Here is a 15882-nt window from a genome sequence, read left to right as displayed (position 1 = left end):
CACCTTTCACGATATTTTTATTCAAAACTCACCTGTTACTCACCACAGATATCAGTCTAAATATTGCAATATCTAATGAGCTAAATTTCGTAATAAGATATCAGAAAAACAAGCTAATAATATGGATACACTTTCTTCTCGAACTTTTTTTTATCGACTATTACAAATGAACACTAGCAAGATTGAACACTCAAAGCGTCAACCTTGGATTTCCCAAATTAAGTTCCTTTTTTGAGACATTAACTTAAAAGGAATCTTAAGTCCTATCAAAAGCCAAGTGGAAAAATAAGAGCCCTGTTTAGATCTAAGACTGAAATATCCAAATTAAGGGCTCTCAAAAAGTCGTTGTCAACTAATTTTGCGCTGAATCAATATCAGTATTTTACACTGATATTGTTATTTGAGGTTGGTTTCATACTAACATCCTGTTCGACTAAGCCCTTAGGAAAAAATAATGTTACGTTATTGAAGGCTGCTTATGATGAGATTGAAATGAGTTATAAATTTATTTCCAAATCGGGAAAGAATATATTATCTCAAATGTCTAGATCCATAATGGGTATTGATATGAGCATAAAGATCCTTGAAAATTGCACGAATCCGAACTAAGCTTAGTGTTTGCCATAGAATATATAGTTGGGTTACGTAACGTCAGGAATTTAGGCGGTGCGTTAATATGTTTGCCATCGCATATGCAATAATGTGTCATTCATAATGGGAAACAATGTTCTAAAAGGCCGAGCCAGTTTGCCTCTTTTATTTTAGCTGATTAAGATCAATAGACGAAGGAGATCAGTTAATTTAATTTGGATGAATGAACTTTATCTTTTCGTTAGCATTAGTTATTTCACGCGAACGGGTGAAACAGATAAATATTGTTAAAAAATAAACAACCTTAAAGTTTAATTTATTCTCTCTTGTTGTTACTAATCAGGCACTTATAAAAACCGTTTGTCAATAACATTCGTTTCTTAATTAACCTCGCACTTAAAGGCGATAAATTAAAGGAGTAGCCGAAAACCTCAAACAGAGTAGGCAAAATTAAAATTAAAACGTTATGAAACTTCAAGAGTTAAATTTAAACGAAATGAAAGAAATCAACGGTGGTGGTTTATTTGGTGGTAATGATTCATCGAATTCAGGTGGATTATTAGGATCAATTGGAATTGGTAATTTATTATCATTTTCGAATGAAACACAAGACGGAGATGAATCGAGTAAAACCTCGTTCTCTTTAGGGAATAACATTGGTGGAAGCTTACAAGGGTTATTCCAAAGCTTAACTAGCTAATTTTATTAAGCTCAATTAATTAAAAGGGATTCTTACCAGAATCCCTTTTTTACATTATTAAAAAATGGAACGTCATGGAAAATTTATCTAAAGAACAAATGATGGGTATTAATGGGGGTGGAATTTTTGGGAATAATTATAATGCTACCGGAATTTCTATCCATGCATCATCAGAAAGTTTATTGAGCATAACATTTGTTAGTAATTATGGTGATCGCCGTAACGAAACCAAAATCTCAATAGGGAACAATATCGATCTCGGCTTAGGGCTCGTCAATAGAAATCAATAGAAATATCAAGAAAAAGACCATGAATATTGGTCTTTTTTTATGTTCGCGAAAACCAAATTAATTGAAATGCGTATATAAAATTTAGATATGGACAGTGATAAATACATATTTCCTAAAGAGATTATTGAAAATACAGCAGAGTACCATTTTCATTCTCATAATTCTTATACCAAGGTAATTTATCAGGTTATTCTGGTGGTCCTTGTTATTTCCTTTTTTGCAATCTTTTTAATTAAAGTTGATGTGAATGTTAAAAGCACAGGCCTTTTCCGGCCTACTGCAGAGCGAAATGAAATAAAGCCACTAATTGCTGGGAGGATTGATTCTCTATTTGTAAAAGAGAATATGCATGTTAAAGCTGGCCAGGTTTTACTTACCATTAAAAAGGAAAACATAGAAAGTCAGGATGCTTTAAATCAGTTTCAGCAAACCGACGTAAAAGATCAATTACATGATTTGGGTTTGCTGATTAGCGCTTACAAACGAAATGATTGGTCGAAAAAGTTACCCCTCAAATCTGGCGTTTATGGCCAGCAATATAGTTTTTTTATGCAGCGGGTTACCGAAGCTAAAGCCCGTTATCAACTGGCGCTGAAAAATTTTGAGCGTTATGCTTATTTGTATAACCGCAAGGCTGTTTCAGGAGTTGAATATGATGAAATGAAACTTAAAAAAGACAACGTTTTTAATGAGTTGGGGCTAATCGGTGAAGAACAGGGCAGCAAATGGCAGATGGAACTAAATCAACTTTCCATCCAAAACCAGCAACTTGGCACCAGAGATAAACAATACGAAGAAGAGAAAGAATTTTATACCATTAAAGCTCCCTTAACAGGCACTGTACAACAACTAAAAGGAATACAGCCCGGAAGTTCTGTTTCTGCAAATGAGATTCTAGGAGAAATTTCTCCAGATTCCGGGTTAATTGCGGAAACTTATGTGCAACCCAAAGATATTGGTTTATTAAAAGTGGGTACTAAGGCCAGGTTCCAGATTGATGCCTACAATTATAACGAATGGGGAATGGCGACCGGAAAAGTAATTTCTGTTTCCAGCGATGTTTTTATGCAAAATGGATCTCAGCCTTTTTTCAAAGTCCGTTGCTTGCTCGATGAAAACAGCTTAAAACTCAAAAACGGCTATACGGGTAAAATAAAAAAAGGGATGACGCTGCAGGCAAGGTTTTTCGTAACCAGAAGAACGCTGTTTCAATTGTTATATGATAAAGCTGACGACTGGTTGAACCCAAATGTAATACCAGAAAGCAAAGAAAATCAAGTGTCTAGCCTATGAAATCATTAAGTCAAATTTTTAAGGCTTTTAGCTCAAAACTCGCTTCAAATAAGAAAGCTAAACGCAGCATAATCAAACAGCATGATGTAACAGATTGTGGCGCCGCTTGCTTAGCTTCAATTTCCATTCACTATGGATTGGATTTGCCAATTGCCAGAATAAGGCAATATGCCGGAACTGATAAAAAAGGAACTAATGTTTTAGGGTTGATCGAGGCTTCATCCAGGCTAGGTTTTTCGGCAAAGGGTGTAAAGGCTACTTATGACAATCTTTTCACTATACCTACACCCGTTATTGCCCACGTTAACCACAATAACTTAGCCCATTACATTGTACTTTATAAGGTAACTGAAAATTATGTGGAGGTAATGGACCCGGCTTATGGAGAAATGCAGCGATTAACGCCAAATGAATTTAGGCAAAAATGGACCGGCGTTTTAATTATGTTGCTTCCTGGCGATGATTTTACCGCTGGAACAGAACGAATTTCACTCGAAAAACGGTTTTTATACCTTTTGATGCCGCATAAGTCGATATTGGTTCAGGTGTTAATTGGTGCCATTTTTTACACTATTTTAGGATTATCTACTTCCATATTTTTGCAGAAAATAGTTGATAATGTGCTGCCGGAAGGCAATACCAACTTGCTTAATTTGATGGGCACGGTGATGATTATCATCATTCTCCTGCAAATTTTTATCAACTATGCAAAAACACTTTTAACAATAAAAACTGGTCAGCAAATAGATGCAAGGTTGATTTTAGGTTATTATAAGCATCTGCTAAAATTGCCACAGGCATTTTTTGATACGATGAGGGTCGGAGAAATTATTTCCAGGATGAACGATGCAGTAAAAATCAGGGCCTTTATTAATGATGTGCTGGTGGGTTTTGCAGTCAATATTTTTATCCTCATTTTCTCTTTTGCGCTAATGTTTACCTATTACTGGAAACTTGCGCTAATTATGCTTACCGTTATTCCGTTGTATGCATTAGTTTATTATATTTCGAATCGTTTGAATAAGACTACACAACGGCAGCTGATGGAAAAGAGTGCCGAACTGGAAAATCAACTGGTGGAATCGGTTAATTCGGTAAGCACGATTAAACGTTTCGGGTTGGAAAATTTTTCTAATTTAAAAACAGAAATCAGATTTATAAACTTGCTGAAAACAGTTTACACTTCAGGTACTAACTCTCTTTTGGTGGGTAATGCGAGTGGTTTTATTTCGAGTACATTTTCAGTTATTTTGCTTTGGGCTGGAGCAAGTTTTGTACTTCAAAATCTAATAACACCAGGCGAACTGCTTTCTTTTTACGCTATTATTGGCTATTTCACAGGTCCGGTTATTAGTTTAATTGGAATGAACAAAGTGTTTCAGGATGCCCGGATTGCAGCAGACAGGCTTTTTGAAATTATGGATTTGGAGCGGGAGAAGACTGAAAACCGGATGGATATTACCACTGATATGATTGGTGATATTGAATTTAAAAAGGTTAATTTTAGGTATGGTACACGGGTTACTGTCTTTGAAGGTTTCGACCTCCACATCCCAAAGGGAAAAATAACAGCTGTGGTAGGCGAGAGTGGCTCAGGCAAAACCACTTTACTTTCTTTACTCCAAAATATTTATCCATTGCAATCTGGCAGTATTATGATTGGTGAGTTCGACATCAATTACATCACCAACGAAAGTTTAAGAAAACTCGTTGCCGTAGTACCTCAAGATGTGCATCTTTTTGCTGGAAATGTGATTGAAAACATAGCTGTTGGTGAAATGGAGCCAGATATGAAAAAGATTATCCGCATTTGTGCGCAACTAAATATTATGGATTTTATTGAGCGTTTGCCAAACGGATTTGATACTTACCTTGGTGAGAATGCTACAAATTTATCTGGTGGACAACGCCAGCGTCTGGCTATTGCCCGGGCCTTATATCGGGATCCTGAAATCCTCATTTTGGATGAAGCCACATCATCATTAGATTCTTCATCAGAAGAGCACATTCACAATGCAATATCTTTACTTCGTGAGCAGGGAAAAACCATTATTTTAATCGCTCACCGCCTAAGCACCGTGGTTAATGCCGATAAAATTGTAGTGCTTAAAGAAGGGAAATTAATAGAAGAAGGAACGCATCAAGAATTGGTGAAATTGGATGGAATGTATACCAGCATGTGGCATAAACAATTTCCATCAATTACCGATGCTATAAAGAAAACGAAGGCAAGAAAAGTTGAGCCTAAAAGTTGAAATTTAATTTAGGCTCCTGTATTATTTTTGAGAGTCTTGAATAACCTTAGCCTTTATCTCGCAGATGGGATGGTCCTTATATCGCTCTAAAATTTCCCTTGCCTCTGGAAGGATAGGGATATGCGAGGGTGTCTCAGTTTTTGTCCTGGATGTAAATATCCATTTCTTGCCATCATCGCCAATCTGGATCTCACTTCTCTTGAGTTTTTGCACATCTATGTACGCCAGTCCGGTGTAGCAGCTGAATACAAAAATGTCCCTTACCTGAACGTGGCGCTGTACATGGAGCCTTTTCGACCGCATGGCATCTAGCTCTGCCTGCGTCAGAAAGGTCCTTGGAGAAGGCTTGGCAGTTAATTTATAATGAAGAAAAGGGTTGGCGACAATCCAGCCGCTTGCAAGGCTGAAAAATATGATCTTCTTTAAATGAACGATATACTTCTGCGCAGATATAGCCATGCACTGCTTTTCAACTCTAAGGTAATGCTCGTATCCGGTAATGAAGCCAAAGTCTACTTTGATCAAAGGATAATCAGGTTTATCTAACGTTGCTTTGATGTATTCTTTCAGATGTTTTATCGAGCTCTTGTAGGTCTTAAGTGTGTTCTTGCTATAGCCATTTCCGATGAGTTCGGCAACCTTTATATTATGCTCCTCAAATATTTCGAGAATCATTTTCGACCGGGTACCTTTCCCGAGATAATGGTTGCGGATCGCCTCAGCATCAATTTCCTCGTCACGATCTATCATGCTAGTGTGAATCTTTCGGATCTTTCCTACGACACTCCCCATATAATCGTTGAGGGCACGGCTTTCCTTGCGGGTACCCTTGACCCTGTTACGACTGTTGTCCCATTGATCGGGATCAATTTGCCTTCCGATAGAGATCTCTGATCTTTTCCCGCCAGTGCTGATGCGAAGGTAAATTGGTGAAAGGCCATCTTCACTGTGTTTTTTTTGCTTTTTCAGATAGAAAAGCAGGCTGAAGTTCTGATTCATACGCTTGAATTACTAGGTTAACAAAGTTAGATTTGCAACCCGACTAAATCAAGATGTTCGGAATTCGAACATGCTGACAATCAGTGTTTTAGACTCAATCCGTGGTAGAAATTCGATTCTTTCCAAAACTCACCGAATTACTCACCCAAGTGGGTGAAAACAGCCTGTTTTTGATGGTTTTTGATAAAAAACAAAATCCTGCAACATATTGATTTACAGGATTTTGAATCGTTTTAAAACACATAAAAGTGGTCCCGACGAGAATCGAACTCATATCTAAAGTTTAGGAAACTTCTATTCTATCCGTTGAACTACGGGACCAAGTTTGATTAAACTTATAATAAATAGTTTATTACAATCTGATAATCAATTAATTGACAGCATAAAATAATGATTTATTGCTATTGAAAAATTAATTATTTCTGCAAATATAATAAAACTTTTAACTCAAAAACACCAATTTTTAGATTGGTTTGGCGCATCTGGTGACGCAGATTTCTGAGTTTCGCCCCTTATAAAAGATGAATAAAACCTGCCCTATCAACCTTTCCTCAAAAGGGTGGCTTAAGTGATGAAGAGTAAAGTTTTGTAGGTTTATACATATACACCATAGAGTGGCAGATAGAGACAGACGAAAGAAGATAAGAGATGAACGCCGTCTAAAAGCACAAAAGGAAGAAGACAGCCTTCCAATGTTTACTGAGAAATTTAAAAGCTTAGTCTTTGCTGTGCAATTACCAGTTCTCACACATTTTCTCAGTTCGCAGGCGGTGAGCAACTATAAACGCTATATTTGGTTCTAATGAAATCATCAATAGTAAACGCATTAATATCAATTTTAGCCCTGTTTTTAATAGCATTGGGCTTTTACTGTTTATCAAATGCATGGACGGTTGCCAATGGCAACGGGACATTATATTTAATTAGTGGTTTTATAGTTGGTGGAACTGGAGTCGGTCTGTTTATTTATCTAGTAACAGCCGCGAAGGACTAAGGAATAAAACATAACGTTGCATCGTTCTTCGAACTTTACTGCAACGATGGTCGCTCAATACGCATCTTCGGTACGCGTTCTTTATAAAAACCTATCAGTTTACTCTTTTCAAGTCCAACTTGATCAACACATGATCTACTTCTATTTTGTTGCCATTAACATAATACGGCGGGCTCATCGCATGGGTGATATCGCCTGTTAGCGCCAAAGAGCCATCGGATTCTTTTACAACATTCCAGTTATTGACAAAGTAAATACCTTTCCCTCCTAAACTAAGATTGATGTCTTTGCCATATTTATTTGAGGTGAAAGGAATTGTTATTGCGTTATTATATGAATCCAGAATACTTACATTACCTCCATCAAAGGTTAATTTGATCTGGACATCAGACTCGGGAATATAAGGAGTGATTTGGTGGTTATTGGAATCGAAGTAAGCTATGCTGTATCCATTGCTAATCCATTCCCCTTGAAGTGTTAGGTCAGGCCTATCCTTTTTACAGCTCACAAATAGAAGGGCTAGTAGCATTATTGAGAGGGAGTTTTTCATATTATATAGTAAGCAGCAATTATAGCAATCTCGCTAAACAAATCGTTCCATACTTGACAAATTAACGATTTGATAACACTTAGAATAAGTTCGTAGAATTGATACAGAAATCTCACCAATCGCTTGTGTTAAAACGTCGATCGGATACCGTTGCGGTGCAACTGCTGATCCTCACACATTCTCTCAGTTTCCCGGCGGTGAGCATAATTACAATCCAATTAAAACCACTATCTTGACTTACATTATCTTTTCAAATGTTTGCAGAATTTATCGATAGACCAACTTCAGGCGAGTATCAAGAAAAGCACTTCGGAAATACTGATACTGATTGTTCTTGGGTTAAATTTACTAGCATTAACGGAGAGGAATGGGTGGGCTCATTTCAAAAAGGATGGCTTGATCAATCACTGATAGTTAGACTAATGGATAATCGCAAATATGCTTTTGTTATAGCTAGCGGTTCAGCCTATCTAATTAATATCGCAACTCATCAATTAGTCTATAACGCAGAAACATCATATGTTAAAACGGTTTTGGTAGATGATGAGCAACTTATTGTTTACTATTCAAATGGTTTTGACTTAAGATTAGTTGACATACACGGTAATGAAACTTGTCTATTCGAGTATAGCGGCTTCGATGATATTGAGCTGACTAATATAACGGGTAGTAAGCTATATGCAACCTATTTTGATTACCAAGATATTACTAAGCAATTTCAAATCGAAGTAGATTTGCTTACAAAGAAAGTACTCGATTCGTTTTACAATGTTCAACCATCAGTAATAAGCAGTGAAACACAGATTATAGATAAACCAAGGCCATGGTGGAAGTTCTGGTAGTTGTGATTAGCACAACTTCCTACCATATCTGTTTTATCAATCTCTTCGATATAAAAATGGGCGCTACTGCTAGTCGTTATAAAAGGTAGACAGTTGTAGTCGTATTCGTCTTACCTCTTAAATACAACATCGATAACAAAGCACTGTAGCATATCCAAAACTTCCTCTTAACATTAGTTAATGCAACTATTTTAGATATTGTATATCTTACTTACTCAACTATCATGAACTATAAATTTAACAATCCAAAAAACACAGCTTGCTTTGTTTGCAAGCATGTTCTTAACAAACAAAGACCAATACTATATATAACACATGAAGCGGAAGATGGCTTTTGGCAATTCTTATGTGGGCATGATGACCATCAAAATGATGACGATTACAAAGTGATTTCACTAGAAGAAGTAACTGCAATTGATGAATCTATAAACGATTTATATGAAATGCCAGTGGGTATTGGTGCAACCCGCGAAAGTCAATCTTGTAAATGGGAACCTTTCAATCTTGATTGATTTAGCAAATACCAAAGATGTCTTTATACATCTGCCCCAAATGTGACATTAAAAGCTTTACATGAGCTATCGAAGGTGAACATATCTCTTAACAAATTGAGGTTGTTATTCCTGTGGCTATTTAGCTTTCGAAGATGAACGGCTAGAGCGTATTTGTAAAGTATGCAGGCAAAACTCAGAATCACTTTTGAAAGATGAGTTGAGAGAGCATTGGTGGTGATTGACTTGTGAGCAAGAGGCTGACCATTGATATCCATAAGTTAAACCTTCCCCTTAAAAGAAAGAAAAGCATTGAAAGCTGGATATTAAGAAGTGACGCTGGGAAGTATCTATACAACAATACACGAATTTAAGCTTGTCTTCCCAAGACGCCAAAAGGAACTACGGCATAAACGCTCATGTAGCCAACGCACGACCTATTTATTAGGGGTAACAATTTTGGGTTGTGTAAATATAATTTGGCGCATCTGTTGGCGCAAAACCAATATTTAACCTTAACTAAATAACTTTCAATGTTTCGGATGATATCCTTGGAGGAGGCTATCCTAAACAATAGCGGATGTTATCTGTTGCATTATATATTCACCTCATATTTTTGTTATGGATACGAAAATGATCTGGGCTAATCTGGCCGTAAAAGACCTTGCCCGAACCGCTGAATTTTACAATGCGCTTGGCTTTAAACAAAATGGGGAGCAAACTACCGATCTGGTGAGCTTTTCTTTTGGCAATAATAATTTCATTATTCATTTCTTTACGGAACAGCAATTTACCAATGCAGCAAAGTTAGAAAGCACGGCGCTTCACACCGGAACTGAAATTATATTTAGTCTCTCTGCAGAGAGCCGCGAAGAAGTTGATGCCTGGTTTGAAAAGACGAAGGCTGCTGGAGCCACTATTTACGCCGGGAAAGAAAATTATCAAAAAGGTTACACCTTTGGCTTTTCGGATCCAGACGGACATAAGTTTAACGTGCTTTATTGGCCGTCTTAATTTGAAATTTACTTTCGAAAAACCCGTTGAAAAGAGTCGCTAAAGGCTAACCTACATATAGCATAAAAAATCAGCAGATGCAATATTGTGCATCTGCTGATGTGATCACTTTTTAACTTGTGTGTCTAAAGTGCTTGAGGTAACGTTTAAATACACGAGCGATTCACTTGTGTTTAACCTAAATTATACATCAGTTAGTTCCAGATGTACATTCCTAAATACGAATTCACTTTCAAGTTGGATTTTCAGAAATCATCCTCATCATTCATTTAATTGATTTAGTGACACATAGAATGAGTACAATATCATTATTTGATTAAAAAATAGGCTTAAACCAGGAAGGATTTACAAGCTGATGTGTACTAGTGAAATAATAAAATAATTGCTATTTATGCTCTCAGAGGCATTCTGCACCTAGTGTGGAATCCGACAACAAAAATCTGCGCTTAATCGACATATATTTTAATCAGAATTTTGAAGATTATCTGGAAGGATTGTACCACAAAATCATTCCCGAGGTAATTGAGAAAAAATTAAGCTTTGAAGATCCTAAAATTGCCCGCCGAATGGCCGAGCTTGACAAGGTCTTTGGCTTAACGTATTACCCAGAAAGCAGCAGGCTTTACTCGATCGATATGGACCAAGCTAAGAACAATTGGCTACGTAATGGGAAGAATTTATGTCCCGCTTACAAAGATTTGAATATCGCTTAAATAAGCTAACTTGCTCCTGTCAACATTTCGAATTTAAGTGCCTCCAGTAAGCTAATCACACAAATGCTCCAACGAATATTCCACCATATCTTAATCACTCTTTTTTTCCTGTTAACAATAAATGCAAATCTTGCTTTTGCGCAAAAAAAGATTGTAAAGGAAACCATTGTTGATAGTTTGACTTTCTTGCAGAACAGGAAAATAGTAAATAGCTTAAATTCTAAAGTATGGCTCAAGAGGGATTTCATTCTTGATAGCATCCAAATTCCTTATCGACTGCTTTTACCTAAAGCACCTAAACCCGGCAAGAAGAGTTACCCTTTAGTGATTACTTTTCATAACTCCACCAGAATTGGAAATGACAATGAGCAACAACTGGAGCCACTGGCAAAAATCTGGCTCCGACCTGAAATTTATCATGATTATCCATGCTATGTGGTGGCACCGCAATTTAACAGGCGATCGTCCAATTATGCGAAGGATGAGGCGGGTACTTTAATTGCAAAACCTTCTGCGGATGTTTCTGCTTTATTGAAATTGATTGACCAATTGACAGATGAATATCCTGATATTGATCGAAATAGAATCTACCTGATCGGCTACTCAATGGGTGCCTCTACTGCACAAAATCTACTGAACCTGGCGCCAGACAAATTTGCAGCAACAGTTTCTATCGCAGCCGTTTCAGATTTCTCTAACCTTCAAAAGATTAGTCAAAAAAACATTTGGCTCATCCATGGCGAAAAAGACGATGAAAACCCTTACCAGAGTAGCTTGGCTTTGTTTAATCGATTGGTTTCCGACAAAAATCTCGTTTTCACAACCTTTACCAATTTAAACCATAACAACATTGTAATCCCCTTTTTATTAACTGAGGAGATTCCAAAATGGCTGTTTAGCAAACGGAAATAATTTTTGAGAAAACAATGATCGCACCTGCAGGAAACCAGTATCTGTTCAATCGGAATTTGATGTTGAAGGCGAAGCGAATTTGGCTTTACCTGCTACTTTTTGGCGGCTCATTAATCGTCTTAATCGTTGCAGCGATGATCGACCCAAATGCTGGAAAAGGGATTAACGGATTGACTGTCAAAAATCGATACAGCCAAAGAAATATCAACCCTTTAATGCTAAAGTACACCACTGGCATCCGCTCTATTTTTGCAGATCGCAAAGGAGATATCTGGTTTGGCAGTCACCAGGAGGGTGTTGCGCTGCTTCATAAAGGGAAATTTCAATATTTTAGTAAGGCGAACGGTTTAAGTGATCATCAGGTAAGGAACATTTATGAAGATAAAAATGGTATCGTTTGGTTTGAGTGCGGCAGGGGCTTAAGCCGATATCAAGACGGTAAAATGGCAGTTTATAGCCAGAAGGATTACCATAAAAAAAACGACTGGAAGCTCAACGAGAACAGTATTTGGTTTAAGGGAAATGAGATGGAAGCCTATAATCAGCTTGAAGGCAACCCCGGCGTATACGAATATGATGGAAAAAAGCTCTACTACCGTACATTTCCTATTCGTTCCAGAATAGGGCATGAAAATCATTTCTCAATTTCCACGGCTTTTGTGAAAGGCAAAAATGGCAGACTTTGGTTTGGCTCCTATGGCGCAGTAGTGGGCTATGATGGGAACAATTTTAAAATTCTGAACGACTCGACTCTGGGTTTGAGCGATAAAACCAGGCGGCTTCACGCCAGAGCCATCATGGAAGATCGTGAAGGCAACCTTTGGATTGGCAACAACGGGATAGGTGTATTGAGATACGACGGCAATAAGACTGTTAATTTTACTGTTGAACAAAAACTTAGAAAAGCCGACACCGGGGGGAATTCGTTAGAAAAAGTTTTTGCACTTGCAGAGGATCAGGCTGGAAATATCTGGTTTGGAACCGTAGGATCTGGTGTATGGCGATATGATGGAAAGTTGATGAAAAATTTTACTAAAGCAGATGGGCTGGAGAGCCAACACATCTGGACAATCTACAAAACCCCGCAAGGCGAATTGTGGTTCGGCGGCGCAAACCCAAGTGGAGTATACCAGTTAACAGGAGATAGGTTTGAAAGGAAATTTTGAACTTTAGATCCGTAAGTTAAACTACCAAGCCAATAGGTCGCAGCTGCTACTGTGGCTTATGGCTTGGCAGGTTTAGTTTGAAATCAAACTTTTTATTTTTTATCAGTGCAAAAATTATTACGCAATTTCAATATTTTCTATCCCCTTTTCTAAAGCAGTTTCTTTTAGATCAGGCATATTTACGCCTTCTACTCTGAAAACAGTAACATCTGTCATTCCCAGAAAGCCGAGAACAGCTTTCAAATAAGGTGCGGCAAAATCATACGCCTGCATCGGCCCATCAGAATATACGCCACCAGAGGCAATGGCCAGATAAACTTTTTTCCCTTTAACTAAACCTTCAGGTCCGCTTGCTCCGTACTGAAAGGTAACGCCAGCTCTGGCGATGTGATCAATCCATGCTTTAAGCGTAGAATGGATGCCGAAATTGTAAAAAGGTACACCAATTACTAAAATGTCAGCATCTTTTATTTCCTGAATCGCCTCATCAGAATGTTGTACCGCAAGCCGATTTTCAGGACTTCTCTGTTCAACAGGCATATAAAAAGCGTTGAGATGCGCTTCCTCCAGGTGAGGGAAATGCTTGTTGATAAGATTACTCTCCTTAACCTTTGATCCTGGGTATTTCGATTGAATTTTATCGACAATGGCATTACCTAGTTTAATGCTCATGGAGGCCTCTCCACGAGGACTTGAAATAATATGAAGGATATTTTTCATCTGTATATATTTTTTTAAGGGTGATGAAGCGATCAGATTGATTCATTCCACTAAGTGGTTTCGAAAAAATATGAGGCTTCCTGTTTTTAAATTTACCAGACAAATTTAGCCGTAACACCTGAGCAAACCTCCTTACTATCCCAAAGGGTAGTGCTATCCTTTGGGATAGCCTCAATAAAATCAGGCACAAAAAAAGCCCCGAATAACTCCGGGGCTTGATGCAAATCCTAATGATATATTATCGAATAATACTACCTTCTTGAAACTTTTCAACCGGCGCAACAAAAGTTAATTTACCTTCCGAATTTTCGGCCATCAAAATCATTCCCTGTGATAAAATTCCTTTAATTTCACGGGGAGCAAGATTAACAATCATGCTCACTTGCTTGCCGATAATATCTTCTGGCTTATAATATTCTGCAATACCTGAAACTACGGTTCGTTCATCAATACCGGTATTTACGGTTAGTTTTAATAACTTTTTGGTTTTCTCTACCTTTTCGGCCGCTACGATGGTTGCCACACGGATATCCATTGCAGAAAAATCATCGAAATTAATATTCTCTTTAGCAGGAGTAGCCACAACAGCACTCGCGGCATTGGTTGCTTTACTTTGATTCAGTTTTTCAATCTGAAAATCGATTTCAGCATCTTCAATTTTCTCGAAAAGAAGTACGCCTTCTCCAATCTGGTGACCGCGTTTAAGCAAACTCACACTTCCGGCATCATCCCAATCATGACCACCATTCACCAGCATCTTCATCAACTTCTCGGCTGTAAACGGTAAGAAAGGCTCAATTAAGATTTGAATATTTGCTGCGATTTGGAGCGACAAGTGCAAAATGGTCCTTACACGGTCTTCATCTGTTTTAATCAGCTTCCAGGGTTCAGTTTCTGCTAAATATTTATTCCCCAAACGGGCAACATTCATCACTTCAGATAATGCCTCTCTAAAACGATAATTCTCAATTGAAGCCGATATTTTTGCCGGATAACCTGCCAGCTCATCAATTACAGCTTGATCAACTTCAGTAATTTCCATGCAGGTGGGCACAATCCCATTGAAATATTTATGTGTAAGTACCACTACACGGTTTACAAAATTGCCAAGTATAGCGACAAGCTCGTTATTGTTTCTGGCCTGAAAATCTTTCCAGGTAAAATCGTTATCCTTTGTTTCCGGTGCTGTTGCGGTAAGTACATAACGTAACACATCTTGTTTGCCTTCAAACTCACGCAGGTATTCGTTTAACCAAACCGCCCAGTTTTTAGAGGTAGAAATTTTCTGTCCTTCGAGGTTTAGAAACTCATTGGCTGGTACATTGTCGGCCAGGGTATACTCGCCATGCGCCATTAACATGGCCGGGAAAATGATGCAGTGAAAAACAATATTATCCTTGCCAATGAAATGTACCAATTTGGTTTCATCACTTTTCCAATATTCCTCCCAACCACATTTATCCGCTTCGTAATTACTGATGTAATATTCTTCCGCTTTTGGATTCCAAACATCGAGTTTGGCATAGTTACAAAGTTCTTTTGTGGCAGAGATATAGCCAATCGGTGCATCGAACCACACATACAATACTTTACCTTCGGCATCGCGAAGCGGAACACGTACGCCCCAATCTAAATCGCGAGTCATGGCCCGGGGCTGTAATCCAGCATTCAACCAGCTTTGGCATTGTCCGTAAACATTTGGTCGCCACTCTTTATGGCTTTCAATATAAGTCCGAAGGCGATCTTCATATTGATCTAAAGGTAAAAACCAGTTTTTAGTTTCCTTTAAGATGGGTTTATCTCCTGAAAGCGTAGATTTTGGATTAATTAAATCGGTAGCATTTAAAGTAGAACCACAATTCTCACACTGATCGCCATAGGCGTTCTCATTGCCACATTTTGGGCAAGTACCCGTGATGTATCGGTCGGCTAAAAATTGTTTCGCCGTAGGATCATAATATTGCTCGGTAATTTCTTCGGTAAACACACCTTTATCATAAAGGGTTTTAAAAAAATCTGAAGCCGTTTGATGATGGGTTTGAGAAGAGGTACGGTGATAAATATCGAAAGAAACCCCAAACTCTTTAAAGGAATCGCCGATAATTTTATGGTATTTATCTACTACTTCCTGAGGAGTAATTCCTTCGCGTTTTGCCTTCAAAGTAATTGGCACACCGTTTTCATCCGACCCACAGATGAACTTCACATCGCGTTTATTCGACCGAAGGTAGCGAGCATATATATCAGCAGGAATGTAAACACCCGCAAGGTGCCCAATATGTACGGGTCCATTGGTATATGGAAGCGCTGCCGTTACGGTATATCTTTTTATTTTACTATTATCCAAAACAA

At 38.0% G+C, this 15882-nt stretch carries 15 protein-coding genes and 1 tRNA gene; 11 read left to right on the top strand and 5 right to left on the bottom strand.

The features are described 5' to 3' along the window. Positions 1–1057 precede the first annotated feature (1057 nt). The 4 genes from ACZZZC_RS02425 (at position 1058) to ACZZZC_RS02410 (ending at position 5129) form a co-directional block, all read left to right on the top strand. On the top strand, positions 1058–1291 hold the full coding sequence (locus ACZZZC_RS02425; RefSeq protein ID WP_055907032.1) for a hypothetical protein: 234 nt from the start codon (positions 1058–1060) through the stop codon (positions 1289–1291). Positions 1292–1365: 74 nt separating this feature from the next. Further along, positions 1366–1581 (top strand): hypothetical protein, encoded by a 216-nt coding sequence (locus tag ACZZZC_RS02420; protein WP_463484658.1) that lies wholly within the window; start codon positions 1366–1368, stop codon positions 1579–1581. Between the two features lie 87 nt (positions 1582–1668). Further along, the gene (locus tag ACZZZC_RS02415) at positions 1669–2874 is read left to right on the top strand and encodes an HlyD family secretion protein (RefSeq protein ID WP_463484657.1); all 1206 of its coding nucleotides are present in this window, start codon (positions 1669–1671) and stop codon (positions 2872–2874) included. Further along, positions 2871–5129 carry a peptidase domain-containing ABC transporter gene (locus ACZZZC_RS02410; RefSeq protein ID WP_463484656.1) on the top strand — a complete coding sequence of 753 codons (2259 nt, stop codon included), beginning with the start codon at positions 2871–2873 and terminating at the stop codon, positions 5127–5129. Before ACZZZC_RS02415 ends, ACZZZC_RS02410 begins: the two co-directional genes overlap by 4 nt. Positions 5130–5150: 21 nt before the next feature. Here the strand turns inward: ACZZZC_RS02410 and ACZZZC_RS02405 are convergent, their stop codons facing one another. Beyond that, positions 5151–6128 carry a phage integrase SAM-like domain-containing protein gene (locus ACZZZC_RS02405; RefSeq protein WP_463484655.1) on the bottom strand — a complete coding sequence of 326 codons (978 nt, stop codon included), beginning with the start codon at positions 6126–6128 and terminating at the stop codon, positions 5151–5153. Between the two features lie 249 nt (positions 6129–6377). Further along, a tRNA-Arg gene (locus tag ACZZZC_RS02400) sits at positions 6378–6449 on the bottom strand. 481 nt (positions 6450–6930) lie between these two features. On the opposite strand from ACZZZC_RS02400, the gene ACZZZC_RS02395 reads away from it, so the two are divergent. Next, entirely contained in the window at positions 6931–7122 is a 192-nt protein-coding gene (locus ACZZZC_RS02395; RefSeq protein WP_463486502.1) for a hypothetical protein, read from the top strand. Positions 7123–7216: 94 nt separating this feature from the next. Here ACZZZC_RS02395 and ACZZZC_RS02390 read toward each other — a convergent pair whose 3' ends face one another. Further along, complete coding sequence (locus ACZZZC_RS02390) at positions 7217–7651, bottom strand: hypothetical protein (RefSeq protein WP_463486501.1); 435 nt, start codon at positions 7649–7651, stop codon at positions 7217–7219. A gap of 275 nt (positions 7652–7926) precedes the next feature. On the opposite strand from ACZZZC_RS02390, the gene ACZZZC_RS02385 reads away from it, so the two are divergent. The 6 genes from ACZZZC_RS02385 (at position 7927) to ACZZZC_RS02360 (ending at position 12810) form a co-directional block, all read left to right on the top strand. Beyond that, positions 7927–8514 (top strand): hypothetical protein, encoded by a 588-nt coding sequence (locus ACZZZC_RS02385; protein ID WP_463484653.1) that lies wholly within the window; start codon positions 7927–7929, stop codon positions 8512–8514. Between the two features lie 224 nt (positions 8515–8738). Then, entirely contained in the window at positions 8739–9026 is a 288-nt protein-coding gene (locus ACZZZC_RS02380) for an immunity protein Imm33 domain-containing protein (protein ID WP_463486500.1), read from the top strand. Between the two features lie 600 nt (positions 9027–9626). After that, complete coding sequence (locus ACZZZC_RS02375; RefSeq protein ID WP_463484651.1) at positions 9627–10019, top strand: VOC family protein; 393 nt, start codon at positions 9627–9629, stop codon at positions 10017–10019. A 419-nt stretch (positions 10020–10438) separates the two neighbouring features. Continuing rightward, positions 10439–10732: a hypothetical protein gene (locus ACZZZC_RS02370; RefSeq protein WP_463484650.1), complete on the top strand. Its 294-nt coding sequence runs from the start codon at positions 10439–10441 to the stop codon at positions 10730–10732. Between the two features lie 63 nt (positions 10733–10795). After that, positions 10796–11644 carry a carboxylesterase family protein gene (locus ACZZZC_RS02365; RefSeq protein WP_463484649.1) on the top strand — a complete coding sequence of 283 codons (849 nt, stop codon included), beginning with the start codon at positions 10796–10798 and terminating at the stop codon, positions 11642–11644. Between the two features lie 14 nt (positions 11645–11658). After that, on the top strand, positions 11659–12810 hold the full coding sequence (locus tag ACZZZC_RS02360) for a ligand-binding sensor domain-containing protein (protein ID WP_463484648.1): 1152 nt from the start codon (positions 11659–11661) through the stop codon (positions 12808–12810). 117 nt (positions 12811–12927) lie between these two features. On the opposite strand, the gene ACZZZC_RS02355 is transcribed toward ACZZZC_RS02360, so the two are convergent. Together ACZZZC_RS02355 and metG are read right to left on the bottom strand one after the other, a co-directional pair. Then, positions 12928–13530, bottom strand: coding sequence for an FMN-dependent NADH-azoreductase (locus tag ACZZZC_RS02355; protein WP_463484647.1), 603 nt, complete (start codon positions 13528–13530; stop codon positions 12928–12930). A gap of 238 nt (positions 13531–13768) precedes the next feature. Then, complete coding sequence (gene metG, locus ACZZZC_RS02350) at positions 13769–15877, bottom strand: methionine--tRNA ligase (RefSeq protein ID WP_463484646.1); 2109 nt, start codon at positions 15875–15877, stop codon at positions 13769–13771. Positions 15878–15882 lie beyond the last annotated feature (5 nt).

The organism is Pedobacter sp. AC212 (genome assembly GCF_979258625.1).
This window is presented reverse-complemented; position numbering and strand designations above follow the sequence as displayed.

Bases quoted from the DNA above. Each gene is read 5' to 3' on its own strand.
- ACZZZC_RS02425 (WP_055907032.1), top strand. From the start codon at position 1,058: ATGAAACTTCAAGAGTTAAATTTAAACGAAATGAAAGAAATCAACGGT.
- ACZZZC_RS02420 (WP_463484658.1), top strand. From the start codon at position 1,366: ATGGAAAATTTATCTAAAGAACAAATGATGGGTATTAATGGGGGTGGA.
- ACZZZC_RS02415 (WP_463484657.1), top strand. From the start codon at position 1,669: ATGGACAGTGATAAATACATATTTCCTAAAGAGATTATTGAAAATACA.
- ACZZZC_RS02410 (WP_463484656.1), top strand. From the start codon at position 2,871: ATGAAATCATTAAGTCAAATTTTTAAGGCTTTTAGCTCAAAACTCGCT.
- ACZZZC_RS02405 (WP_463484655.1), bottom strand. From the start codon at position 6,128: ATGAATCAGAACTTCAGCCTGCTTTTCTATCTGAAAAAGCAAAAAAAA.
- ACZZZC_RS02395 (WP_463486502.1), top strand. From the start codon at position 6,931: ATGAAATCATCAATAGTAAACGCATTAATATCAATTTTAGCCCTGTTT.
- ACZZZC_RS02390 (WP_463486501.1), bottom strand. From the start codon at position 7,651: ATGCTACTAGCCCTTCTATTTGTGAGCTGTAAAAAGGATAGGCCTGAC.
- ACZZZC_RS02385 (WP_463484653.1), top strand. From the start codon at position 7,927: ATGTTTGCAGAATTTATCGATAGACCAACTTCAGGCGAGTATCAAGAA.
- ACZZZC_RS02380 (WP_463486500.1), top strand. From the start codon at position 8,739: ATGAACTATAAATTTAACAATCCAAAAAACACAGCTTGCTTTGTTTGC.
- ACZZZC_RS02375 (WP_463484651.1), top strand. From the start codon at position 9,627: ATGGATACGAAAATGATCTGGGCTAATCTGGCCGTAAAAGACCTTGCC.
- ACZZZC_RS02365 (WP_463484649.1), top strand. From the start codon at position 10,796: ATGCTCCAACGAATATTCCACCATATCTTAATCACTCTTTTTTTCCTG.
- ACZZZC_RS02360 (WP_463484648.1), top strand. From the start codon at position 11,659: ATGATCGCACCTGCAGGAAACCAGTATCTGTTCAATCGGAATTTGATG.
- ACZZZC_RS02355 (WP_463484647.1), bottom strand. From the start codon at position 13,530: ATGAAAAATATCCTTCATATTATTTCAAGTCCTCGTGGAGAGGCCTCC.